This window comes from Abyssibacter sp. (assembly GCF_964229365.1).
GTDB lineage: Bacteria > Pseudomonadota > Gammaproteobacteria > Nevskiales > OUC007 > Abyssibacter.
The window spans coordinates 25,844-49,521 of sequence record NZ_CAXRDQ010000039.1; the positions used below are offsets into that span (position 1 = coordinate 25,844).

The window sequence follows — 23,678 nt, forward strand, 5'->3', positions numbered from 1 at the left end:
TGACACTCTTCCGGGCCATCCTTATGATGCGATGCAGCAAATGTTGCAGAGCAGCATAATCGCAAGACCCGCTCCCAGGAGGAATTCATCATGGAAATTCAAGTCGTCATCAATGACGTGAAAGGCAAAGCCGAGACCTATGCCGGTCAGGCTCAAGGCGTAATCAAGACCTCCGTTGAGGTTGCCAAGCAGGCCAACGGTATCTTCGTCGGCAGCATGCAGACGCTCGCCAAGACCGAAGGCGCAGCCGCCAAGGATCTTTACGATGCGGCGCTGGCCAGCTTTGAAAAGGCCAAGAAGGCAGGCGTGAAAGCCGTTGCCAACAAGCCCGCCGAATATGTCCCGAATGGTCGGGATCGCATCGTCACCGCTTACTCCGATTCCGTGAAGGTCGTCACCAAGGCCCGCACCGATCTGGAAAAGGTGCTCGAGAAGGGTTTCGACACCATTCAGGTTCAGCTGGGCCTGAAGAAGCCGGCCCCGAAGAAACGCGCCACGTCGACGGCCAAGAAGGCTCCGGCTGCGAAGAAGGCTCCGGCCAAGGCGACTGCCGCCAAGAAGACCACGGCGGCCAAGACCACGACCGCAACCAAGCGCACGACGACGTCCGCCGCCAAGAAGCCGGCGACCAAGACGACGCCGAGTGCCTGAATCGGTCAGCCTGGCCGATTTGATACGGAATGCTGATTATTCCGATCCACGAAAGGGGGGCGACTTGCCCCCCTTTCGTCGTTCTGAGCGGAGGGTAAAAGGGATGCGTCTCCCAATTCCACAACGCGTGAGAGACATGGCATCAATCATCGGTGATGCCGGCCACGTCGTGTTCGGAACCGTCGCGGAATTATTCTGGGTCGAAGTCGACGCCGTCAGCGGTCATCGCAGTGCGCTGCGCGAGCGCCTTGATGTACTCCGATCCAGCGATGGCACGGCCGACATGGTCGCCAAGCAAATTGATCTGATGCCGGAATCGGCGCGCCGCATGCAGCGCACGCGGGCCGAGCGCCAGCACACGGTGTCGAAGTTCAACCGCGGGGTTCGCGAATTGAGCACGCGGTTGCGCGCCTCGCTGACACCGACCAGAGGCTAGCTTTTCGTCGACTAGTCGTCGGCGTTCGGCTTCTTTGAACTCCGGCGCCGGGTCCGCCGCTTGGGGGGTTCCGGCTCATTTTCCGGATCGATGTCGTCCGCGGCACGCGCGAAGGCGGTGGCCAGCACACGCTGCCAGGCACGGCCGCCCCGCTCCACGTTCTCGCGAACAAAGCTCGACGGGTCAAACCCCTCGGCCGACGTCATCCGCTCGCGCACGTATTTGATGATGTCTTCCTGAATGCCCACCACATCGGGCAATCCGAGGAATGAGCGGAGCTCTTCCGGCTTGACGTCGATTTCGATTTTGATGATCACGCGGCGCTTGCCTCGTAGATGACGGACCCGTGTTGTCGCCCGTCACCGAGGCGACGTCAACCTGCCCACGGGTCATCGCCTCGCTATTGTTCGAGCGAATGCTCCGGAAACCCTTCCAGCGGCGCGAGTTCTTCCCGATCACGCAGAAAGGTCGGCTTGCTCTGGATATAGAGCGCCAACAGTTCCGCCAGTGACCGGAGGGAGTGCAGATGCGTGCGCTCGTAACCATGCGATGCGTCCACACCAAAACACAGCAGGGCGGTGCGAATGTCATTACCGGCCTCGATGGCCGACGCGGAATCCGAGCGGTAGTAGCGGAACACATCGCGCTGATAGCGCACTTCGTGTTCTTCGCAGATCTCGATCAGCTTGCGGGTCAGATGGAAATCGAAGGGACCAACCTGATCCTTGATCGCGATCGTAACCCCGGTCTCCTTGGAGTTTTGCCCCGGCGCCGGTGTCGCGTTGTCGATGGTCACCATCTCGGCGACATCCTGATGCAGCACGGCCGAGGCGCCGTAGCCCACCTCTTCTGAAATCGTGAACAACAGGTGGCAATCAACAGGCGGCCGCAGACCGGAGTCGACAATGGCCTTGGTCGCCGCCAACAAGGCCGCCACGCCGGCCTTGTCATCCAGGTGCCGGGAATTGATGAAGCCGGACTCCGAGATCTCCGGGCAGGGATCGATGGACAGGAAGTTGCCAATCTGGATCCCCAGCTTGCGCAGATCCGCCTCGTTGTAGGCGAACTCGTCGACGCGCAGTTCCAGGTTGTCCCAGCTCGTCATCTGGGTGTCGACCTCTTCGTTGAAGGCGTGACCGGATGCCTTCAACGGCAGGATGGTGCCGCGCAGGCGCTGCCCGTCGTCGAGCAAGATCGAACAGCGTGCGCCTTCGGCGAACCGCGCGGACCAGGTGCCGATGGGCGTGACTTCTAGGCGGCCGTTGTCCTTGAACGCACGGACCATCGCGCCGATGGTGTCCAGATGGACGACGACCGCGCGGTCAGGACTGCCAACGTCGCCCGCGATGGTCGCGCGAATCGCCCCTCGGCGGGTCAGCTCCAGCGGCACGCCCAACCGCTCGAGTTCCTTGCCCACGTAGGTGGTGATCTCGTCCGTGAATCCGGTTGGGCTGGCGATGTTGAGCATGTTGAGCAAATGCTCACGCAGGTAATCATTGTCGATAGGAAGTCGTTTCACTGGTGTCTTTTCTCGTGTTCAAGCTTGATGCGCGTGCATGTGCCGCGCGGATTCCGCTGTTTCGGGGAACAGCAGATCGACGAAGCGCTGCGCCGTGGGCTGCGGTTCGTGGTTTGCCAGTCCGGGCCGTTCGTTCGCCTCGATGATGACGTAGTCCTCGCCTTCGGGCCGATCGATGAGCAGGTCCAGACCGACGACGGGAATCTCCAGCGCGCGGCTGGCGGCGATGGCGACATCGCGCAAATGCGCAGACAGCAGGTCCGTCACATCGTGCAATGTGCCGCCGGTGTGCAGATTGGCCGTCTTGCGCACGGGCAGCAGATCACCTTCGTCCAGTACGGATTCCATGGTCAGACCGGCATGCTCGACACAGCGCAAGGTTTCGGCATCGGTCGGAATCCGGCTTTCGCCGTCGGTCGCGGCCGACCGTCTTCGTGACAGCTTGTCGATCAACTGCTCGACGGTGTGACGGCCGGTGCCACGCACCACCGGCGGCTTGCGCAGCGCCGCGGCCACAACCCGGTGGTCGATGACGATAATGCGCAGGTCATCGCCCTGATGGAACGATTCCAGCAGCACGGTCTCGCAAACCTTGCGCGCCTCCTTGACGCTGGCGCGCAACACCCGAGGCGTGCGGACATCGACGGCAATCCCCGCCCCCTGCTCGCCCCGCGCCGGCTTGACGACGACGGAGCCATGCTCGGCCAGAAAGGCAGCGTTTTCCGCCGGGTCGCCAGCCACTTCCTGCACCGGCACCTGCAGCCCGGCATTCCGCAGCAGACGCGATGTCACACGCTTGTTGTCACAGCGACTCATGGCGACGGCGCTGGTCAGATCGCTTAGCGACTCGCGGCAAACGATGCGCCGCCCCCCATGCGACAGGCTGAAGTAAGCCTCATCGGCATCCAGCACCTTCACGCGGATACCGCGCCGCTTGGCCTCGGTGGTGATGATGGTCGCGTAGGGGTTGAGCCGCTGCTCTTCATCCGGGCCGATGAACAGCTTGTGATTGATCGGGTTCTTGCGCTTGACCGTGAACACCGGGACGCGCTGGAAACCGAGCTTCTCGTACAGCGCAATCGCCTGTGCATTGTCGTGCAACACGGATAAGTCCATGTACGCGCGACCACGGGCGAGAAAGGTTTCGGCCAGCTGCAATACGATCGCCTGCCCCACGCCGGGCACCTGACAGTCGCGATCGACAGCCAGACACCACAGGCTGGAGCCGTTTTCCGGATCATTAAAGCTCTCGGCATGATCGACGCCGGTTGCGGTGCCGATGATCTGCCCGGTGCCGACCTCCTCTGCAACCAGATAGACCAGACGGCGGTTCTTGCGGTTGTCCCACAGAAAGTCCGGCGGTGTCGGCACCATGTGCCGCTGCTTGTAGAGCCGGAGAATGCCCTCGGCATCGGCCGAGGTGGTCATCTGCCGGACGGTAAAGCCGCGCGGGCTGGTCGGCTGCCGGGGAACATGGTTCAGCCACAGACGAAAGGTGTGCGACGGGTCCAGAAACAGTTCCTGCGGCGCGTAGGCCAGCACCACGTGGGGATCGCGAATGTAGAACGCGATATCGCGGCGCCCGGTGCGTTCATCGCGCAGCGCCTGCGCGACGGCTTCGGGATCAGCGAAGGTGTGGGCAAAGATCAGACGCCCCCATCCGCAATCGAGCACGATCCCGGCTGGCGGCACCTCGCCGTCCGGCCCTCGCCGCTGCCCCCCCCATTGCAGCGACGGGGCGCGCGAGCGGTCGAACCGATGATCAACGCGCTTGCGATCAGACATCAGGACTCCTCGGGCCTCTACAGACCGTGCGTCTGCAACCAGAATTCGAGCAGCGCGCACTGCCAGAGTTCCGAGCCGCCCAGCGGGGTGATGTGATCGTCTGGCGATGACAGCAGCGTGTCGAGGTAGTCCTGGCGGAACAGCGCGCGCTCCCGCGCGGCGGGCTGTGACAGGATGTCCTGGACCATGGTTTTGACCGGCCCCTGGATGTACTTGAGTGCAGGGACGGGAAAATACCCCTTGGGCCGGTCGATCACCTCCTTCGGTATCACCTCGCGAGCGATCTCCTTGAGGATGTGCTTGCCCGGCACCTTGTGCTCCGCCGGCACCTGCGCCGCCAGTTCCACCAGCTCGTGGTCGAGAAAGGGCACGCGTGCCTCCAGACCCCAGGCCATGGTCATGTTGTCCACCCGCTTGACCGGGTCGTCAACGAGCATGATCTGGGTGTCCATCCGCAGGGTCTGATCGATGGGCCGCGTGGCGCCGGCCCGAGCGAAATGCGCCTCGACAAAGGCACGGCTGTAGTCATCGCCCAGCCACTGCGGATTCAGTGCCCGGCCCATGCCGGCGTGGTCGCGATCGAAGAATACCTTGGCGTAGTCCGACACCGGATCGCGAGATTCCAGCATCGGCGGATACCAGTGATAGCCGGCAAAGACCTCGTCGGCCCCCTGCCCGCTCTGCACCACCTTGACGTGCTCCGACACCGCCTGGGAGAGCAGATAGAAGCCCACGACATCATGGCTGACCATGGGCTCGGACATCGCCGCGACCGCCTTGGGCAGCTCGCGCAGCATGCGATCAGACTCGATGAACAGCTTGTGGTGCTCGGTATTGAACCGCTCGGCGACAATCTTGGAGTACTTGAACTCGTCGCCTTCCATGTCGCCGACGCTCTCGAACCCGACCGAAAAGGTCTGCAGCCCGGTCTGACCCGCTTCATCGAGCAAACCGACGATCAGACTCGAGTCCAGCCCGCCCGACAGCAGCACGCCGACCGGCACATCGGCAACGAGCCGGCGATCGACCGCCTGACGCAGGCTGGTATGCACGCGGTCCTTCCAGTCATCGAAGCTCAGGTTGCGGTCAACCTCCGGCGTGCCGAAGTACGGCCGCCAGTATTCGGCCAGTTCGCGACGGCCATCCGGATGAATCCGCATGGTGTGCGCCGGCGGCAGCTTGCGCACCTGCTTGAGCATGGTGTGTGGCGCCGGGACGACCGCGTGAAAGCTCATGTAGTGATGCAAGGCGACCGGGTCCAGATCGCTGCTGATACCGCCTGCTGCGACCAGTGCCGGCAGCGAGGAGGCGAAACGCAACCCGCCATCGACTTCGGCGTAATACAGCGGTTTGATGCCCAGCCGGTCGCGCGCAGCGAAGACCTCGCCGGTATCGCGCGAGACGATGACCACGGCGAACATGCCGTTTAGCCGCTGCACGAACTCCGGCCCCCAGGCGTGGTAGGCCTTGAGCAGCACTTCGGTATCGCCCTGGGAGAAGAAGCGGTAACCCTTGGCTTCCAGCTCCGCACGCAGCTCGCGAAAGTTGTAGATCGCGCCGTTGTAGACACCGGCCAGACCCAATGCGGCGTCGATCATCGGCTGCTGGCTGGCATCGGACAGGTCGATGATCTTCAGCCGGCGATGGCCCAGCGCCACCGCACCTTGAGACCAGACACCGCCCGAATCGGGACCACGCGGCTCCATGGCATCCACCATGGTGCGCACCGCGCCGAGGTCCGGCTGTCGGTGATCGAAACGAATCTCACCGCACAGTCCGCACATAGAGGCTCCTTGAGCGCAGGTGATGCAGGCATCACCTATCTGAAATGGCCTCCTAGCATAGCCAAGCCACTGCCAACGATCAAAATAAGAGCGTTGATTTTAAAGCGTTTTTAACCTTGCTGCGCTGCAATACTGGCTCCAATCCCCGCATCCAGATCCGGATATTTCGGTTCAAATCCAAGACCTTCGCGCATTCTGCGGATATCCAGCCGACGCGACTCGCGAACAAACGAGGCCGCCTGCGCGCCCAGCCGCTGTTCAGCTTCGGCCAGCGGGATTTGCGGCGGTTCCGGAAGGCCGAGATGCCGGGCACAGCGCAGGAAGTAGTCGGTCATGCTGGTCGGGGTGCCGTCGCTGACGTTGTAGACGGACTCCACCGCTGCGGCCGTCATCGCGGTCCACGCCACGCGAGCGAGGTCCTCGACGTGAATACGATTGCTCCAGGGGGCTTCTGCGGGACGGATCACCGGCAGGCCGCGCTGAAGGCGCTGTATCGGCAGGCGGCCCGGCCCATAAATGCCCGGAACCCGCAGCCGCACCAGTTCGACGCCACGGTCCTGTGCCCAGTCGCTCAATCGGGATTCGGCATCGACCCGCCGCTGCGCTCGGGGCGTGAGCGGGCGCAGCGGCGCATGCTCATCCACCCAGGCACCGCCGCAATCACCGTAAACGCCGGACGTGCTGATGTAGACCAGCCGGCGCGGTGGCGGTAACGCAGACAGTACGCGGACCAACCGGGTGTCCTGCGTGCCCTGTTTGGGTGGTGGCGCGGCGATAAGCACCTGGTCTGCAACCGGCAGCGACAGCCCCTCGCTATCCAGGTCCTGTTGCAAGGCCTCCACGCCTTCGAACCGCAGGCGGGCAACCGAAGCCGCCTGCCGAACCAGGCCGCTGCACCGCACCCCGGCGTCCAGGGCCATCCGCGCCACACGCAGGCCCGTATCCCCGCAACCGATCACCAGAACACTCACGCTGCCAATCCCCCTGGGGCTGAACTTGGCCGCGCGCTACCGCGGTCCGTTACCATCGCTCGCTCACTTGCGCGGATTATGTCGTGCCGCATCAGGTTTCCATCGACAGCAGTGACATCGAGTTTACCGTTGAGGACGAGGAATCGATTCTCGACGCCGCGCTGCGCCTCGGCCTGCCGGTCCCCTACGGCTGCAAGACCGGCGGCTGCGGCGCCTGCCGCGCCCGCATCATCAGCGGCGACATTCATCACGTCCATAACCCACGTGCGCTCTCCGACTCCGAGCGTCAGGCGGGGCTGGCGCTGCTGTGCCAGGCCCAGCCGGAATCCGATCTGCACATCGATGTCCAACTGCTGGCCCGCGATGGCCGCCATCAGGTCCGCAGCGTACCGGCGCGCGTTGACCTGAGAGAGCGTTTGTCGCACGACGTGGTTCGCATGGTGCTGCAGCTGCCCAAGGCGCGCACATTCGATTACCTGCCCGGCCAGTACGTGGATATCCTGCTGCGGGACGGGCGCCGTCGCAGCTTCTCCATTGCCAGTCCGCCAAGTCCGGACAACCGCATCGAAATGCAGTTGCGTCACGTGCCCGGCGGCAGCTTCGTGAGCTATGTAATCAACGAAATGCCGGACTGCTCGGTGCTGCGTATCCAGGGCCCGCTAGGCGGCTTCTACCTACGCGATGCCCCGGAACGTCCCGCGATCTTCATCGCCGGCGGTACCGGGTTCGCCCCGGTGCGCGCCATGCTGATGGAAGCACTGGCGCGCGGTGAATCCAAGCCGCTGCATCTTTACTGGGGTGTCCGTGCAGCCCGCGATCTGTACGAAGACGCCCTGGCCCGATCCTGGGCGCAGGAGCATCCCAACCTGCGATACACGCCGGTGCTATCAGAACCGGCGGCGGGCGACGACTGGCAGGGCGCGACGGGTTTCGTGCATGAACAGGTGATCCGCGATTTTCCCGACTGCTCGGGCTGTGATGTGTACCTCAGCGGCCCGCCGGTGCTGGTCAACGCTGCGAAACGCGATCTGGCCGATCGCGGGCTCAAGCCGGAGCGCACGTTCTACGACGCCTTCGAGTACGCCTTCGTGACCTGGCCGGATGACGAAAACACGTAATATCGGCGTCATTGCCTGAACACCACAACGCCGCCAACCGGAAGTTACCGCATGCGCAATGCCTTGTTCTCCGCCTACCTTCGCGTGACGGTCGGCCATCCGTTGCTGGCAGCCCTGGCCGTCGTCCTGCTGTTCGCTGCCGCGATCTTCTACGCGCAGGACTTCCGGCTCGACGCCTCGTCGGATTCGCTGGTGCTCGAAAACGATCAGGATCTGGCCTATTACCGGACGGTCACCGATCGCTACGGCTCGGAAGAATTCATCGTCGTCACCTACACGCCGCATGGTGATCTGTTCTCCGACGCCACCCTTCAGGACGTGCAGGCGCTGAAGCAGGACCTGCTCGACGTAGACATCATCGCGTCGGTGACCACGATTCTGGACGTGCCGCTCATCCAGAGTCCGCCCGTGACCCTGTCCGAAGTGGCCCAGGACACGCGCACGCTGCTCGACCCCGGCACCGACCGGGAAATGGCCCGGCAAGAATTCAAGACCAGCCCGCTTTACCGCAATCTGCTGGTCAGCCCTGACGGCAGCACGACCGCGATCCAGGGCACCTTGACCACCGTGCCTGATCTGGGCCGCCTGCTGGAGGAACGCAACCGGCTGCGTCAGGCGGCCGCCCAGGGCGAGCTCACGGCGGATCAATCGGAGCGGCTGGCCGAAGTCTCGCAGCGCTATGACCAGCTGTCGGAGACACGTCAGGCCGAGATCTCCGACGGCATCGCGCAGATCCGCACGATCATGGACGGGTACCGCGACAACGCGGATCTGTTCCTGGGCGGCGTGCCGATGATCGCCTCGGACATGATCGACTTCGTCCGCTCCGACATCGAAATCTTCAGCGGCGTGGTCGGTGTGCTGCTGGTGCTGCTGCTGGCGCTGGCGTTCCGGCGGCTGCGCTGGGTCGTGCTGCCGACCACCATCTGCGCCGTGGTGGTCATCAGCATGGTCGGCCTGCTGGGCTTCATGGACTGGCCGGTCACCGTGGTGTCGTCCAACTTCACCGCACTCACGCTGATCATCACGCTGTCGCTGACCGTGCATCTGGTGGTGCGCCACATGGAACTGCATGCCGAACATCCGGATGCCAGCCAGCGCTGGCTGGTGTCCGAAACGCTGCGCAGCAAGTTCGCGCCGTCGGTCTTCACGACGGCAACCACCATCATCTCCTTCGCCTCGCTGATCATCGCCGACATCCGCCCGGTCATCGACTTCGGACTGATGATGGTCTGCGGTGTGGCGCTCGCCTTTCTGGTCACCTTCCTGCTGTATCCGGCCGCGCTGACACCGCTGAAGACCGGCTCGCCGTCGATTAGCTCGCGCGACATCACCGCGCATATCACCCAGGCCTTCGCCGGCGTCATCGAGCGTTTCGGCAAGCTGACGCTGGCGCTGTACGCCATCCTGCTGGTCGCTGCCGTCATCGGCATCACCCGCCTGGGCGTGGAGAACCGGTTCATCGATTACTTCAAGCCGTCGACCGAGATCTACCAGGGCATGGTGCAGATCGACAAAAAGCTGGGCGGCACCACGCCGCTGGACATCATCATCAATGCGCCGCAGGACTTTCTCGATGATCAGGCCGCGTTTGAGGAGGAATTCGGCGGTGCGTTGGGTAGTGGCGGGCTGTCGGCTGACAGCTACTGGTTCAACAGCTACGAGCTGGAGACGGTGCAGGCCATCCACGACTACCTGGACGGGCTGCCGGAAACCGGCAAGGTGCTGTCGCTGGCGACGACCATGGACATGATGACCCAGCTCAACGGCGGCGAGCCGCTGTCGAACTTCATCCTGTCGATCATGTACAAGCGCCTGCCGGCCGACATCAAGTCGATCCTGATCGATCCGTACATGTCCGACGACGGCAATCAGATTCGCTTTTCGATCCGGGTCATCGATTCGGACCAGAACCTACGAAGAGACGCCTTGCTGAAAAAGGTCCGCACGGACCTGATCGAGCAGTTCGAACTGGAACCGGAACAAGTCCATCTGTCCGGCCTGCTGGTGCTCTACAACAACGTGCTGCAAAGTCTGTTCGATTCGCAGATCAAGACCATGGGCACGGTGTTCATCGTCATCGCGCTGATGCTGGCGGTGCTGTTCCGGTCGATTCCGCTGGCGTTGATCGGCGTGGTGCCCACGCTGTTCGCCGCCGCCAGCATCCTGGGACTGATGGGTTGGCTGGGCATCCCGCTGGATATCATGACGATCACGATCGCGGCGATCACCATCGGAATTGGCGTGGACAACACCATCCACTACACCCACCGCTTCGTGGAGGAAGTGACCGGCGATGGTCCCGCGCATGGCGACTACTGGGCCGCGATGCGCAATACCCACGGCTCGGTCGGGCGTGCGATCTACTACACGTCGATCACGGTCACCGTCGGTTTCTCCATCCTCGCCTTGTCGAACTTCGTGCCGATTACCTACTTTGGATTGTTCACCGGGCTGGCGATGCTGCTGGCGCTAATCGCCAACCTGACGCTGCTGCCGCTGCTGTTCGCGCTGGTCAAGCCAATCCGGGTCCCGGCCACAAGCTGACGCGTCAGGCCGGCGTGCGCGTGACGATCAGCCGCGCGTCGGCCAGCGCCGCCGTGCGGTGGATGGTCGCCGCCTGGTAGTCGGGGTTGCCGATCATGGCGAGAAAAGCGGACAGGCTCGGATAGCGAACAAGCAACATCTCGTCCCAGTCCTCGTTGTCCGGGCCGATGAAACGCCCGAGAACCTCGGCGATCACCACCGGCTCGCCGCCGACCGCTCGCACATGTGCCAACGCCTGACGGGAATAGCGAGCATAGGCGTCGCGGCCGGAACAGGGCTTGGCATCGTCGGTGGCCGGGTACGCGGCCTGATCGCGAAAGCGCAGCAGATTCAGCATGGTCACCGGCGTGTCGGCGGCCACGGTGGCGACGATGCGCTTGAGATCATCACCGGTGGGGTCAATGGTGCGTGTAGTCATGGGCTGGGCTCCGGCTGAATGCAAAACGCCACCCGCAGGTGGCGTTCTGGCGTCGATCACTTCGCTGACTAGTCGTGATCGTCTTCGTGATGCGCGATGGGCTTGTCGGTGAACAGGTAGTCCTTCAACTCCTCGTCCATCTTCGGGTCACGGCGGCGAATCCACTCCAGCGTCATCGCGGCGTGTTCCTTCTCTTCGTCACGGTTGTGCTCAAGAATCGCCTTGAGCTCGGGGTCTTTGCAGGCCGCTACGCGCTGGTTGTACCAGTCGACGGCTTCCAGCTCTTCCATCAGCGATTCGATCGCCCGGTGCATGTCCCGCACTTCGTCGGTCAGCTTGTCGTATGGTTCGTGATAGCCCTCATGGGACATCGTTCACTCCTTGGTCAGACGAACTCCATGTGCCGATCGTAACGCGCCGAGCGCATCTGATGGGCGCCACTCAGTGCACCAGGACCAGTTCCAGACCTTCTCGGTAAAGCCCCCTGGCCCGGTCGGTTTCCTTGGTTTCTTCAGCCAGCCGCGCCAGTGCAAACAGCGTATCCGGTGATTTTCGCTTGCCCAGGCTGGCCTCGAGGTAACTGCGTGCACGCCCCCAGAGCCGGGCACGCAAACAGAGACGCCCGGCGACCAACAGGAGCTCCGGTCGCTCGTCGTACTGTCGCAGCCATTGCTCGACCACCGCCAGCTGGCTCACGTCGTCGCTGGCGCGAAGTTCGCCGAACAACAGCACCAGCTGTTCATCCCAGTCATTCTTGAGCGCCTGCGTAATCCAGGAGATCGCCTCGCCGTCAGCCCCGCAACGAGCCAACTGCTGAATGTAGGCGCGCCGTATCGCGCTGTCGCTGCGAAAACGCTTGGCCACGGACTCCCAGGCACCGTGCACGCTGTCGAGGCGGCGGTGTTCACCCGCTGATTCCAGCAGGCGCATGTAGCAGGTCTGCATCAGTGCCTGCCACCGTTCTGCCGGAATCACCGACTCGCGCTCGATGCGTTCCAACAACGCGCGCAGGGGCTCCCAATCACCCGCCTGTTCGTAGACATCGACCAGCCGGCGCAACACACCGGGGTGATGGGGATGCAGGTCACGCAGGCGGACCAGAGTGGCCAGCGCTTCGGCCTGTCGGCCGCGGCGCGACTGCAGGTCTGCCTGCTTCATCAGCACCGACAACTCGGCATCAGGCCGGGTGGAGAACGCGAGTTCCAGATAGCGGTCACGACGATCAAACGCGCCGATCGCATCGGCGGCTTCCGCCGCCCCGAGGTAGTTGAGCAACGCGTAGTCGTGATGCGCGGCATGGCGGACCAGATCGACCTCGGCGTCCTTCGGACGGCCCTGGGTGAGCCTCAGCGTACCGCGCAGGTAGGAAGTCCGCGCCCGCTCGACCCGGCGCTGCCGAAGGTTTCGGCGGATCGCGCCCGGTGCGCGAATCCCGCCGCGCAAAGCCCGCCAACCCAGCAACAGCAATAGCCCGCCGCCCAGCGCGACAACAACCAGCGTGACCACCGATGTTTCGACCATGTACGCGCCGAGATTGATCAGCACATAGCCACTGTCGCCGAGCAGGTACACGCCCGCAGCAGCCGCCGCCGCGAATACCAGCACAAGAAGCAGTATCGGCATCATGGTGTGCGTCGACGCTCCATGACCGAGCGGACAGCCTCCAGGCTGGCCGAAATATCCGGCTGGTTCACGCGAATGCGCTCACCGGCCAGCGCGTCGAGCTGCTCGATTGCCGTGGTTACGCTGCGGTCCCGGGCGTCGAAATATCGCTCTGTCCAGGCCCGCGCCTCGTTGACTGCATCGCGAAAATTCGCCCCATCAGACTGCAGCACCGCGAGCCGCGCCGTTTCCAGCTGCAAAATCAGGTTCTGCTTCAGAAAGTACGATTGCTCTGGCGGCAGCAGAGGGTGCACCGCTTGTTCGGTGCGGTGAATCACGAACATCTTGTTCGCGATCTCCTTGATTTTCTGCCACGCCCGGCGGCCTGCATCGGCCACGGGGCCTTCGATCGGCGGACGTCCGTCGCTGGGCTGGAAGGCATCCGGCACATTCCGCTCCACGGGCAGGCCGGGCACCTGCCGGATCAGGCTGCTAATTCGCAGCGCGATGGATTGCCGATCAATGCGCGGCGCGTTGCGCAGGGCTGCGATTTCGCTGGCAATCAGGTTTCTGGCGTCGAACAACGCCGGATCGTTCATCGCGGCAGCACGTTCCTCGGCCAGCACCAGCGCAGCCTGCGCGGCGTCGAAATCACGGGACAGCTGCAGCCGCTCGTTGGCGATCAGCAGCAGGTGTTCCAGTTCATTGAGCTGCCAGATGCGGCGACCACCCTCGACCCGGGTGGTCAGCGAATCGACGGCGGATTCCATGGTCTCCGTCCGTTTGCCGATGGCGTCGAGCCGGCGCTCGCGCTGTTGCTGTCCCTGACGGAATTCGCCCTGGCTGGCCTCCAGCGACGCCAGTCGCTCGCCGTGACGCTCCAGATCACGCGACTGGTCGGACACGCGCTCGCGCATGCTGTCCACCCGGACTCCGGAGCGCTCGAGATAGGGCAGGCCAAACTGCCACGTCAGGGCTGCCCCAAAGCCGAGAATCACCAGGTTCAACAAGGTGATGATCAACGCCGTCCAGGCGATCGGGCGTCCGGTCTTCCGGGGTGCCGCCTGCGCGGCCTGCGCCTCGGGCGAATAGGGCACCAACTCCGAGCCTTGGGCCTTCGGGCTGTCTGCGTCAGCGGCGCTGTCAGTCATCGTCTCTCGCACATTGGTTTGGCGGTTGCACCCAGTGCGCGCGCAGTGCTTCAAGCACGGCAGCGTCGCCAAACGGAGCCGCCAGCCAAGCCGGTGCGTTGGATCCCAGGGTGCGAATGTGTTGTATCACACGCTCGCTTGGCGCGACCACTGGGCAGCCCAGCAACCGTCGACCAATCTGCGCGTCGCATTGGATCAGCGCGGTGTAGGTCTCGGCGCTGGGCGCCAGCACGACGTTGACCCAATCGGCGATGGATGTCAGGCGCGCTGGCAACGCGGCGCCGGGCCGCCGACGGTACAACTCGATGACGATCAGGCGCGTGGTCTGGTCCAGACGCTCGCGCAGCGCCCCGCGGCCGCCCTCGCCGGTCAGCAATAGCACCGACGACGCGCCCAGCAGCTCCGATTCCGCCAGCAGGCCCTCGCTGTCCTGACGCTGCGGTGCCCGTGCCGCGACACCGTGCTGGCCCAGCGCATCCACGGTGGCCGAGCCCACGCCGAAAACCGTTCTCGGCAGCCGGGGCACCCCGGTCAGCGCAAACCAGTACGTCACCGCGTTGACGCTGGTGAACACCGCGGCGTCCAGGTCGCCCGTCTCACCAAGTTGTTGCTGCACCGCAGAGGCGTTGGTGATCGGCACGATGTCCAGTGCCGGGACGCAGCGGGCTTCCCCGCCCAGGGCCTCGATCAGCAGACGGAGCCCGTCCCCCCGGTCCGGCGCCCGGGGAACCAACATGCGCAGACCGCTGAGCGCGTGGGCAACCGGCTCGTCACTCATCCGCCGGCCCGGACCAGCTCCAAGATGCGATCGGCGCCCTTGGCGCGCAGCCCATCCGCCGCGGCTTGGCCCAGGGTCTCCGGGTCCGATGCCGCCCCTCGGCCCCGCCAACGGGCATGGAGACTGCCATCAGGCAGGCCGATGAAGGCCTGCAAATCCAGTTCCTCGCCGTCCAGCGTGGCGTAGCCCGCCAGCGGCAGCGTGCAGTCGCCACCCAGTGCGCGGCTAAGCGCTCGCTCGGACCGAACGCGGATGGCCGTGGGCTCATGCATGAGTGGTGCAAGCCATTGTGCGGTACGCGAATCACCATCGCGGTATTCGATGCCGACCGCGCCTTGCCCGGCTGCGGGCAGCATGTCCCGCGGATCCAGACGTGCAGCGATCCGTTGATCCAGCCCCAGACGGTCCAACCCCGCCGCTGCGAGAATCAACGCATCGAATCGCCCTTCGTCCAGCCGGCTCAGGCGCGTGCCGACATTGCCACGCACCGACCCGATCTGCAGGTCCGGCCGCCGTTCGGACAACTGCGCCTGCCGGCGCTGGCTTGCTGTGCCGACTCGGGCACCCTGCGGCAGACCATCCACCCCGCTGGCGACATCGCAGACCAATGCGTCGCGCACGTCGGCACGCTCCAGAATCGGCCCCAGGGCGAAACCCGGCGGCAGGCTCACCGGCACGTCCTTCATCGAGTGCACGGCGAGATCAGCGCGCCCGTCGATCAGGGCCTGCTCCAGCTCCTTGATGAACAGACCTTTGCCGCCGAAGGCCGCCAGCGGCTGATCCAGCCTGCGGTCGCCCTCGGTGGTGAGCTTGAGCAGCTCAACGGACAAATCGGGGTGTACCGCCCGCAGACGATCGCGAACGTGCTCGGCCTGCCAAAGGGCCAATGGACTCTGCCGGGTTGCGATAACAAGCTTCATGGGCGGGTCGGAAACAAGCGGGAGGCGGGAGAATACCGGTTCTCAGGCTGCAGGCGAGCCAACGCTCGATCGCGAATCCGCCAGTTCTCAGACGTCGTCGAGATCATCCAGCGACGGAGCGCCGCCGCCGTCGGACAGGACCCGACGCACCTCGGCCAGACGCCGCCGACTGACTGGCAGGGGCTCCTTGCAATGTTGCAGGTGCACCCAGTGATGGCCTTCGCGGCTGCGCTCAAGGCCGGTGATGTAGTTCTTCGCCACCAGGGCCTTGCGATGAATGCGCACGAATAGCGGCGCGAAATCTTCTTCGAGCTGGCGAAGCGATTCCTCGATCAGCACCTCGCCGTGCAGATGAAACACGGTGACGTACTTCTGATCGGCCAGAAAATAGAGAATGTCGCGCGAGGGCACGCGAAGCAGGCCCGAGCGCGTCGACGCCACGATATGCGCCCGCGCCGGCTCGGCATGCTGCGACCAGGCTGTTTCCAACTGCGCACGGCTGGGCCGACGCGCACGCTGCAGGGCATCGCGCAGCTTCTCGGCCCGGATGGGCTTGAGCAGGTAGGCCACTGCGCTGGATTCGAACGCCGACAATGCATGTTCGGCGAAGGCGGTCGTGAAGATGATGGCCGGCGGCGTGGATTCCTCGGCAAGCTTCCGGGCGACCTGGAGGCCGTCGACTTCGCCCATGCGAACATCCAGCAGGACGACATCAGGCTCGGTCTGCCTGATCACTTCCAGGGCCTTGCGTCCGTTCTCGGCCTCTCCGGCGACCTCCCATCCGGGAAAATCCGACACAAGTTGCCGGACCCGCTCGCGGGCAAGCGCTTCGTCGTCGACGATAACCAGCCTCATGCCACCCCCTGCCGCACTTCGGTTACGACGGGAAGTCGCATCTCGATGCGGAAATGGTCGTCTTTGCGTTCGCCGTGCAGGCTTGCACGCCCATCGTAGGCGATTCGCAACCGTTCGGTCAGATTCGTCAGCGCGAGCCGAGAACCCTGACTCGGAACCGGCACCTCGGGCACCGGGTTCACGACGGTCAGAAGCAAATAGTCCACTCCCGAGCCGTGTTTTTGCAACTCCGTTGAAATCCGAATGGTTCCGCCCTCGTCCCGATGCATCACGCCGTGATGCACTGCGTTCTCCACCAATGGCTGGAGCGACAACACCGGAACCGGCACATCCAGCGTGGCGTCCGCGATCGCCCATTCCACGATCAAACGGTCGCCAACCCGGACCTGTTCGATATTCAGGTAAGAGCGAGCGGTGTCGATTTCATCATGCAAGGGCACCAGGCGGTGACGCTTCTCCAGGCTGACCCGGAACAGATCGGACAAATCATCCACCATCGATTCGGCGAGCCGGGGGTCCTTGCGGATCAGGGCCGACAGCGTGTTCAGGGTGTTGAACAGAAAGTGTGGGCGGATACGCGCCTGCAGCGCCAGATAACGCGACTCCGCCTGCGCCTGGATTTGCACCCGCCACTGGTACTGAACCCAGAAGTAACGGAATACGAAGGCGATGAAGATCGCAGCGACACCCAAACTGCCGACGACGAAACTCGACCGCCCGCGTATCTCCAGCATCGACGACCAGCCCAGCACACGAATCAGCATCCACGACAGCTCGGCTAACAACGCCGTCACGCCTAACAGCAATACGTAGCTGGTGAACAACACGAACCAGATCGGCATGCGCGACAACCATGATCGCGCCTGACAGAGCACGGCGGCGCCACACAGGCCGTTCCATTGCAGATAGAGCGTCAGCAGGGCAAAGCGCTCCCAGAAGAATGCGCCCACCGGTTGGGTGACGAACATGATCAGCATCGCGACCAGTTGCGTGATCAGCGCCACCGAGAGCAGCACCGGGCCGGAACAAAAGTCCGGCAGGAGTTCGGGCGCGGGTCGCGTGGCGAGGGTGTCCATTGTTGCAGTCTTGGCGGAGCACGGTGGCGGGTCAAGCTATACTGCGCCGCCCCGCAACCCTCGCAGCGCCGCAATCGTATGAGTGCAGACAAACCCTGGGCCGGACGGTTTACCCAGGCCACCGATCCCCGCGTCGAGATCTTCACCGAGTCGGTGAGCTTCGATCAGCGCCTGGCACCGCACGATATTCGCGGCTCCGTCGCTCACGCCACCATGCTCGGCCGATGCGGCGTGCTGACGGCCGACGAAGCGAGCACCATCGTCAGCGGCCTGGAGCGGATTGCCGAGCAGATCGGGGCCGGCAAATTCCAGTGGGATACGGCGCTGGAAGATGTGCACATGAACATCGAACGCCGCCTCACCGAGCAGGTTGGGGAGGTCGGCAAAAAGCTCCACACGGCGCGCTCGCGCAATGACCAGGTCGCCACCGACCTGCGGCTGTTCATGCGGGATGCCATCGACGAAACCGGCGCCGCGCTGGACCGGCTGTCCGAAACGCTGCTGGACCTTGCTGAACGCGAGGCCGATACGATCTTTCCTGGCCATACCCACATGCAGGTGGCGCAGCCGATCAGCTTCGGACACCACATGCTCGCCTGGCGCGAAATGATTCAGCGCGACGCCGAGCGTTTCGCCGATGCCCGCCGCCGGACCAACCGCATGCCGCTCGGCGCCGCCGCCCTGGCCGGCACCCCGCATCCGATCGACCGCCACATCACTGCTGAGTTGCTGGGCTTCGATGGCGTTTGTGAGAACTCGCTGGACGCCGTGTCGGACCGCGACTTCGCCATCGAGTACTGCAGCTGCGCCAGCCTGTTGCTCGTGCACCTGTCGCGCATGTGCGAGGAGCTGGTGCTGTGGACCAGCGCGGCCTTCGGGCTGATCGAATTGCCGGACGCCTTTTGCACCGGCTCGTCGATCATGCCGCAGAAGAAGAACCCGGATATCGCCGAACTGGTTCGCGGCAAGAGCGCACGCGTGATCGGTAGCCTCCAGACGCTGCTGGTGCTGATGAAAGGTCAGCCGCTCGCCTACAACCGCGACAACCAGGAAGACAAGGAGCCCTTGTTCGACAGCGTCGACACGGTGCTGGCCTGCCTGCGCGTGTTCACGCCGATGGTGGCCGCGCTGGTCGTGCGCAAGGACAGGGCACTGGCCGCCGCCGCGCAGGGCTTTGCCACTGCAACGGACCTTGCAGACTATCTGGTGATGCGAGGCGTGCCGTTCCGCGATGCCCACGCTGTGGTCGGACGCTGCGTACGCCGGGCCACCGATGCCGGTTGCGATCTGGCCGACCTGCCGCTGACGGACCTGCAGGCCGAATCCGATGTGATCGCGGACGATGTCTACGCGGTGCTGACGGTTGAAGGCTCAGTCGCCGCACGTGACCACATTGGCGGCACCGCCCCGAATCAAGTCAGGGCGGCAATCGCCCGGGCCCGCTCAGACGTCTGAGTCCGGGGCTGCGCCGGGGCGGACAAGGCGATAGAGGGCGGAGATATCCTCGTCGCCAAAGCCATCGGCCATGAGCCGGTCGTAATCGGCGCGGGTCTGCTCGGTCAGCGGGATCGCCGCGTTGGCAGCCTGCGCCATCGCCGAGCAAATCCCCAGATCCTTGGCGTGCAGAGCAACCTTGAATCCCAGCGGGTAGCGTGACTGCAACATGGTCTTGCCGCGGTGATTGATGAACCAATTGCCGCCCGCGCCGCTGCCGACCACGTCAACCACCGAGTCCATCGGCAATCCCAATGCCTCGCCAAAGGCCAGCGCCTCGGTCACGGCGCGATTGATGCCGGCGCAAAGCACCTGATTCACCGCCTTGGTGGCCTGCCCGGCGCCGACCGGGCCCATGTGATGAATCCGCTCGCCCAGCCGGTCCAGAACGGCGGTTGCCCGTTCGAAGTCCGCGGCCTGGCCGCCGACCATGATCGTCAGGCTGCCCTTGCGTGCACCCTCCGTTCCGCCGGATACCGGCGCGTCGACAAAGCGGATACCGGCGGATTCCAGTCGCTGCGCCACTGCGACGGCGGTCTCGCGAGCCACCGTCGAACAATCAATGACCAGCCCGCCGGCCGTCATGCTGTTTGCCAGATGCTCGCAGACCGCTTCGACATCGGCATCCGCCGAAACGCACAGCACGACGACATCACAGTTCCGGCCCAGAGTGTCGACAGAATCCGCGGCGGCGACGCCATGCCGGTCAGCAAAGGCTTGGGCGCGCGACAGCGTGCGGTTGTAGACCGAGACCAGCTGTCCCGCGGACGCCAGATGGGCTGCCATGTGCTCACCCATCGCGCCCAGACCGACAAAGCCCGCTCGCGTCGTTTGGCTCATGTCACCGCTCCCGTCGGCGGGTTCAACCGCCGCAAATCCAGCGGGTCAAGATAGGTGTAACCCTGCATTGCGTGCTGGTAGTCGGCGAGAATCGCGGCCTGCTCGCCGGCGTTGAGGCCAGAGCGCTCGAGGCGAGCCCGATACCGCTCCAGCAGACGTTGCGGTTCGTGATGCACAACGCTGAGCAGTTCATCGGTGCGGTCGCCGGGCTCGGGCTGCTCAAACCGCCACGCACCGGTTTCGTCCACCTCGATATTCACGGTGTCGGTATCACCGAACAAGTTGTGGAGATCACCCAGAATTTCCTGGTAGGCGCCGACCATCGCAATCGCCAGGCAATAGGTTTCGCCTTCGCGCAACGCATGCGCGGGCAGGGTTTCGGCCAGCCCCGCCTGCTCCACGTACTGGTCGATCCGCCCATCCGAATCGCAGGTCAGATCGCACAACGTGACCCGCTCGGCGGGTCGCTCGCTTAGCCGGTCGATGGGCACGATGGGAAAGACCTGATCGATACCCCAGACGTCCGGCAAGCTCTGAAACACCGACAGGTTCAGGAAGTATTTGGTCGCCAGACGCACGGCCAGATCCTGGATGGCCTCACGATGGGCCGCCACGTCCGGGCTCAGCCGCTCCAGCAGCCGGCGATTCACGGCAGACGCCAACCGCTCGGCCTGCGCGCGCTCGGTCAGGCTCATCTGGCCGTGGTTGAACGCGGCATGCGCCTCGCCCAGGCAATATCCCGTGTCGTGGTAGACCTCCAGCGGCGGCAGCTCATCGATGCCGTCGTAGACACGCCACAGGTCGGTGAGAGGCAAGGGCGCATCGGTCGGCCGGTCGCCCGGCTCGGGAAGAATGCCCGCATCGGTGTCGACGACCGAGGTTACGAGCACCGCATGGTGGGCCGTGAGGGCGCGCCCGGATTCGCTGATGATATGCGGCGCGGGCACGCCAGCCACGGCGCAATGCTCAGCCAGCGCCCGAACGATGTTGTGCGCGTATTCGTGCACCGAATAGTTCAGGGAACAGAAGCTGCGCGAACGCGTTCCCTCATAGTCCACGCCGAGGCCGCCGCCGACGTCGACACAGTCGATCGGCGCACCCAGTGCGCGCAGTTCCACATATAGCCGTGCGGCCTCGCGCATGCCGTTCTGGATGTCACGCACGTTGGCAATCTGGGACCCGAGATGCAGGTGCATCAAATGCAGGCAATCCAACATGCCGGCTTCGCGCAGCCGCGTCACGGCATCCAGCAACTGCCCCGCAGGCAGGCCAAACTTGGATTTCTCGCCGCCGGTGTTCTGCCAGTTGCCAGCGCCCAGCGTGGCCAGGCGCACCCGCAGCCCGATTCGGGGCTTGACGCCGATGGCGCTGGCCTCGGCGAGAATGATCCCGAGTTCCGAGAGTTTTTCGACCACCAGCGTGACCTGGATACCGAGGCGCTGACCTTGCAAGGCCAGCCGCACGTACTCGGGGTCTTTATAGCCGTTGCAAATGACCGTGCCGCCCTCGCGCACCATGCCCAGCACGGCGAGCAATTCCGGTTTGCTGCCGGCCTCGAGCCCAACCCGCTCGCCACCGCAATCGACGATCTCCCGGACGACGCTGTACTGCTGATTCACCTTGATCGGATAGACCGCGGTGTAACCCGCCGTGTAGTCAAGGTCATCGCAGGCGCGGTCAAACGCCTCGCATAGCCGACGGACCCGATCGCGCAGTACGGCGGAGAACCGCAGCAGCACCGGCAGGCGCAGCCCGGCTGTCGCCAACTGTTCCACGATCTCGGGCAGCGCGACCCGATGATCGGCATCGCCCCCCACCGCAAGCTCACCCTGCTCGGTGATATCAAAGTATCCGTCTCCCCAGGTGGAGAGATTGTAGAGACGACGACTGTCGTCCACCGTCCATGCTGATTGCGGCATCCGGCCTGATCCGAAGGTGGGTCATCTCGGGGTTACAATGCGCACCCCGTCTTGAAACGCATCGCGATGTTAAACGCAGACCAGTGGTTTACCGAAGTCGACGAGTCCGCCGCGAGCGCGTTCTCGCTTAAGGGGCGCCGCGTTCACGCCGAGCAAACCCCTTTTCAACACATCGAAATCTACGAGACCGAGCGATGGGGTTATCTCATGGTGATCGATGGCTGCACCATGGTGAGCACCCGCGACAACTTCTTCTACCACGAGATGATGTCGCATCCGGTACTGGCGACCCACCCCAAGCCTGAACAGGTCGCGATTATCGGCGGTGGTGACTGTGGCACGTTGCGCGAAGTCCTGCGTCATGCCGAGGTCAAGCAGGCCACCCAGATCGATATCGACGAACGCGTCACCCGTCTGTCCGAACACTATTTTCCCGAACTGTGCGAGTCCAACGACGATCCGCGCGCGACGTTGGCCTTCGACGATGGCATCGCCTGGATCAAGAATGCGCCGGCCAACAGCCTCGATGTGATCATCGTCGATTCCACCGACCCGATCGGCCCGGCCGAAGGGCTGTTCAATGTCGCGTTTTATCGGAGTTGCCGCGAGGCGCTGGCCGACGGCGGATTATTCATCCAGCAATCGGAATCACCGCTAATGCACGGCCCCATTTTCAAGGCCATGGGTGAGGCAATGCGCGAGGCCGGGTTTGCGACCACGACCCCGTTGTTCTTTCCACAGCCGATCTATCCGGGCGGCTGGTGGAGCGCCACGATTGCGCACATGGAGCCGCTGCCCGCCGCGCGATCAACGGCCACGGATGCGTTTGAATCCACGCTTCAGTACTACAACGTTCAGACGCATGCCGGCGCGTTCGCCGTACCGCCGCTGGTGAAACGTCTGGTCAGTTCCGACTGATCGGCCCACCTCGGATACGCAAGGCTTCCGCGTCCGTCGGCGCCGAAGCCTGCATCGCCTTCGCCTGCTCCACTCGCTTGTGCCAGAGGCGTTCCGCCGCTCTCGGTGAGCAGTATTGATCACGCTGGTCGCGAAAATCGCGAAGCCGGTCACGACGCTGTTCGGCGCTCAGGCGATAGGTCACCCCGGTGGCGGTCTGGCCGTAAACCACCGCGGCACGCTCGTACGTGGCAATGCGATCCTTCACTGCGTCGCATTGTCGACGAACGCGCTTGTGAAAATGGTCAGGCGCGGAGCTGGTCGCAACCGCCTTGATCTCCCGCGAGGTCAGCAACGCCGCATTGACCCGCTGTGCGCTGGCGATGGGCTGGTCGGAGTAATGAACCTGGCCGGCGGCATCCACCCAGCGATATACACCCACTGCTGAGCCGGTTGCCGGTAGCAGGGCTAGAACGATCGCCACCGTAATGAGGGCCGCTGCCTTCACCGGGACACCTCGCAGTCCGCATCCACCCTGGCCTGGGCGGTCTCAACCAGCGATGCACGTTCGTCCGCGTTCAATTCGCGCTCGTTTCCGTCGGGGTCGCGCTCGACCAGCCGACCTGCGGACTGGTACTGCGCCAGCTGCGTTCGTGCCGCCGCACAGGCTTCGTCACGAGCGGCCGCCGCGCTTTCCTCGGCCAGCAACTGCTGACGGCGAGCCGCCTGCGCCGCCGTGCCGGGCGCGAATTCCAGGACTTCGGTATGCGAGGCCGGCGGCGTGTCGCTGAAATGCACACGCCCCGCGTCATCAACCCAGCGATAAACCGCCGCGGCTGCGCCGGTCACAACGCCGCAGCCTGCGAGTACACACATTGCCAAACCCGTGCGTCGGATGTCGGTTCCCCTCGTGAGCA

General features: G+C 64.2%; 23 protein-coding genes. 6 read left to right on the top strand and 17 right to left on the bottom strand.

The window, feature by feature from the left end; all coding sequences use genetic code 11:
* Positions 1–90: 90 nt before the first annotated feature.
* Together ACE1EY_RS06165 and ACE1EY_RS06170 are read left to right on the top strand one after the other, a co-directional pair.
* Entirely contained in the window at positions 91–651 is a 561-nt protein-coding gene (locus ACE1EY_RS06165) for a phasin family protein (RefSeq protein WP_291512624.1), read from the top strand.
* A gap of 136 nt (positions 652–787) precedes the next feature.
* Positions 788–1,087, top strand: a complete 300-nt coding sequence (locus tag ACE1EY_RS06170) for a hypothetical protein (RefSeq protein ID WP_291512623.1) — start codon at positions 788–790, stop codon at positions 1,085–1,087.
* Positions 1,088–1,098: 11 nt separating this feature from the next.
* Here ACE1EY_RS06170 and ACE1EY_RS06175 read toward each other — a convergent pair whose 3' ends face one another.
* The 5 genes from ACE1EY_RS06175 to ACE1EY_RS06195 all read right to left on the bottom strand — a co-directional run bounded on the left by ACE1EY_RS06175 (position 1,099) and on the right by ACE1EY_RS06195 (position 7,146).
* Complete coding sequence (locus tag ACE1EY_RS06175) at positions 1,099–1,404, bottom strand: DUF6489 family protein (RefSeq protein ID WP_291512622.1); 306 nt, start codon at positions 1,402–1,404, stop codon at positions 1,099–1,101.
* Between the two features lie 83 nt (positions 1,405–1,487).
* Entirely contained in the window at positions 1,488–2,606 is a 1,119-nt protein-coding gene (locus ACE1EY_RS06180; protein ID WP_291512621.1) for an osmoprotectant NAGGN system M42 family peptidase, read from the bottom strand.
* An 18-nt stretch (positions 2,607–2,624) separates the two neighbouring features.
* A complete protein-coding gene (gene ngg / locus ACE1EY_RS06185; protein ID WP_291512620.1) occupies positions 2,625–4,391 on the bottom strand; it encodes an N-acetylglutaminylglutamine synthetase in 1,767 nt (588 codons plus the stop codon).
* A gap of 17 nt (positions 4,392–4,408) precedes the next feature.
* Positions 4,409–6,175, bottom strand: a complete 1,767-nt coding sequence (locus ACE1EY_RS06190) for an N-acetylglutaminylglutamine amidotransferase (RefSeq protein ID WP_370299715.1) — start codon at positions 6,173–6,175, stop codon at positions 4,409–4,411.
* Between the two features lie 110 nt (positions 6,176–6,285).
* Complete coding sequence (locus tag ACE1EY_RS06195; RefSeq protein WP_370299716.1) at positions 6,286–7,146, bottom strand: SDR family oxidoreductase; 861 nt, start codon at positions 7,144–7,146, stop codon at positions 6,286–6,288.
* Between the two features lie 83 nt (positions 7,147–7,229).
* On the opposite strand from ACE1EY_RS06195, the gene ACE1EY_RS06200 reads away from it, so the two are divergent.
* Together ACE1EY_RS06200 and ACE1EY_RS06205 are read left to right on the top strand one after the other, a co-directional pair.
* Positions 7,230–8,264 (top strand): CDP-6-deoxy-delta-3,4-glucoseen reductase, encoded by a 1,035-nt coding sequence (locus tag ACE1EY_RS06200; protein WP_291512617.1) that lies wholly within the window; start codon positions 7,230–7,232, stop codon positions 8,262–8,264.
* Positions 8,265–8,315: 51 nt separating this feature from the next.
* Entirely contained in the window at positions 8,316–10,811 is a 2,496-nt protein-coding gene (locus ACE1EY_RS06205) for an MMPL family transporter (protein WP_291512616.1), read from the top strand.
* A gap of 4 nt (positions 10,812–10,815) precedes the next feature.
* Here ACE1EY_RS06205 and ACE1EY_RS06210 read toward each other — a convergent pair whose 3' ends face one another.
* The 8 genes from ACE1EY_RS06210 to ACE1EY_RS06245 all read right to left on the bottom strand — a co-directional run bounded on the left by ACE1EY_RS06210 (position 10,816) and on the right by ACE1EY_RS06245 (position 17,611).
* Positions 10,816–11,229 carry a DUF1330 domain-containing protein gene (locus tag ACE1EY_RS06210; protein ID WP_291512615.1) on the bottom strand — a complete coding sequence of 138 codons (414 nt, stop codon included), beginning with the start codon at positions 11,227–11,229 and terminating at the stop codon, positions 10,816–10,818.
* Between the two features lie 68 nt (positions 11,230–11,297).
* Positions 11,298–11,600 carry a ferritin-like domain-containing protein gene (locus ACE1EY_RS06215; protein ID WP_291512614.1) on the bottom strand — a complete coding sequence of 101 codons (303 nt, stop codon included), beginning with the start codon at positions 11,598–11,600 and terminating at the stop codon, positions 11,298–11,300.
* A gap of 70 nt (positions 11,601–11,670) precedes the next feature.
* Positions 11,671–12,855, bottom strand: a complete 1,185-nt coding sequence (locus ACE1EY_RS06220) for a heme biosynthesis HemY N-terminal domain-containing protein (RefSeq protein WP_291512613.1) — start codon at positions 12,853–12,855, stop codon at positions 11,671–11,673.
* Positions 12,852–13,982, bottom strand: coding sequence for a uroporphyrinogen-III C-methyltransferase (locus ACE1EY_RS06225; protein ID WP_291512612.1), 1,131 nt, complete (start codon positions 13,980–13,982; stop codon positions 12,852–12,854). The genes ACE1EY_RS06220 and ACE1EY_RS06225 overlap by 4 nt, the downstream gene beginning before the upstream one ends.
* On the bottom strand, positions 13,975–14,760 hold the full coding sequence (locus ACE1EY_RS06230) for a uroporphyrinogen-III synthase (RefSeq protein ID WP_291512611.1): 786 nt from the start codon (positions 14,758–14,760) through the stop codon (positions 13,975–13,977). The genes ACE1EY_RS06225 and ACE1EY_RS06230 overlap by 8 nt, the downstream gene beginning before the upstream one ends.
* Positions 14,757–15,680: a hydroxymethylbilane synthase gene (gene hemC, locus ACE1EY_RS06235; RefSeq protein ID WP_370299717.1), complete on the bottom strand. Its 924-nt coding sequence runs from the start codon at positions 15,678–15,680 to the stop codon at positions 14,757–14,759. The genes ACE1EY_RS06230 and hemC overlap by 4 nt, the downstream gene beginning before the upstream one ends.
* Positions 15,681–15,767: 87 nt before the next feature.
* Positions 15,768–16,535: a LytTR family DNA-binding domain-containing protein gene (locus ACE1EY_RS06240; RefSeq protein ID WP_291512609.1), complete on the bottom strand. Its 768-nt coding sequence runs from the start codon at positions 16,533–16,535 to the stop codon at positions 15,768–15,770.
* Positions 16,532–17,611, bottom strand: coding sequence for a histidine kinase (locus ACE1EY_RS06245; RefSeq protein WP_291512608.1), 1,080 nt, complete (start codon positions 17,609–17,611; stop codon positions 16,532–16,534). The genes ACE1EY_RS06240 and ACE1EY_RS06245 overlap by 4 nt, the downstream gene beginning before the upstream one ends.
* Before the next feature lie 78 nt (positions 17,612–17,689).
* Between ACE1EY_RS06245 and argH the strand changes: the two genes are divergently transcribed.
* Positions 17,690–19,066, top strand: a complete 1,377-nt coding sequence (gene argH, locus ACE1EY_RS06250) for an argininosuccinate lyase (RefSeq protein ID WP_291512607.1) — start codon at positions 17,690–17,692, stop codon at positions 19,064–19,066.
* On the opposite strand, the gene ACE1EY_RS06255 is transcribed toward argH, so the two are convergent.
* Positions 19,055–19,945 (bottom strand): NAD(P)-dependent oxidoreductase, encoded by an 891-nt coding sequence (locus ACE1EY_RS06255; RefSeq protein ID WP_370299718.1) that lies wholly within the window; start codon positions 19,943–19,945, stop codon positions 19,055–19,057. The two genes, argH and ACE1EY_RS06255, sit on opposite strands and share 12 nt — an antisense overlap.
* Positions 19,942–21,864, bottom strand: a complete 1,923-nt coding sequence (gene speA / locus ACE1EY_RS06260) for a biosynthetic arginine decarboxylase (RefSeq protein ID WP_370299719.1) — start codon at positions 21,862–21,864, stop codon at positions 19,942–19,944. Before speA ends, ACE1EY_RS06255 begins: the two co-directional genes overlap by 4 nt.
* Positions 21,865–21,930: 66 nt before the next feature.
* Here speA and speE point away from each other — a divergent pair, with 66 nt between their 5' ends.
* Positions 21,931–22,782: a polyamine aminopropyltransferase gene (gene speE / locus ACE1EY_RS06265; protein WP_370299720.1), complete on the top strand. Its 852-nt coding sequence runs from the start codon at positions 21,931–21,933 to the stop codon at positions 22,780–22,782.
* Here speE and ACE1EY_RS06270 read toward each other — a convergent pair.
* Both ACE1EY_RS06270 and ACE1EY_RS06275 read right to left on the bottom strand, forming a co-directional pair.
* Positions 22,769–23,269, bottom strand: coding sequence for a DUF4124 domain-containing protein (locus ACE1EY_RS06270; RefSeq protein ID WP_373928055.1), 501 nt, complete (start codon positions 23,267–23,269; stop codon positions 22,769–22,771). The two genes, speE and ACE1EY_RS06270, sit on opposite strands and share 14 nt — an antisense overlap.
* Positions 23,266–23,637 carry a DUF4124 domain-containing protein gene (locus tag ACE1EY_RS06275; RefSeq protein WP_291512602.1) on the bottom strand — a complete coding sequence of 124 codons (372 nt, stop codon included), beginning with the start codon at positions 23,635–23,637 and terminating at the stop codon, positions 23,266–23,268. The genes ACE1EY_RS06270 and ACE1EY_RS06275 overlap by 4 nt, the downstream gene beginning before the upstream one ends.
* Positions 23,638–23,678 lie beyond the last annotated feature (41 nt).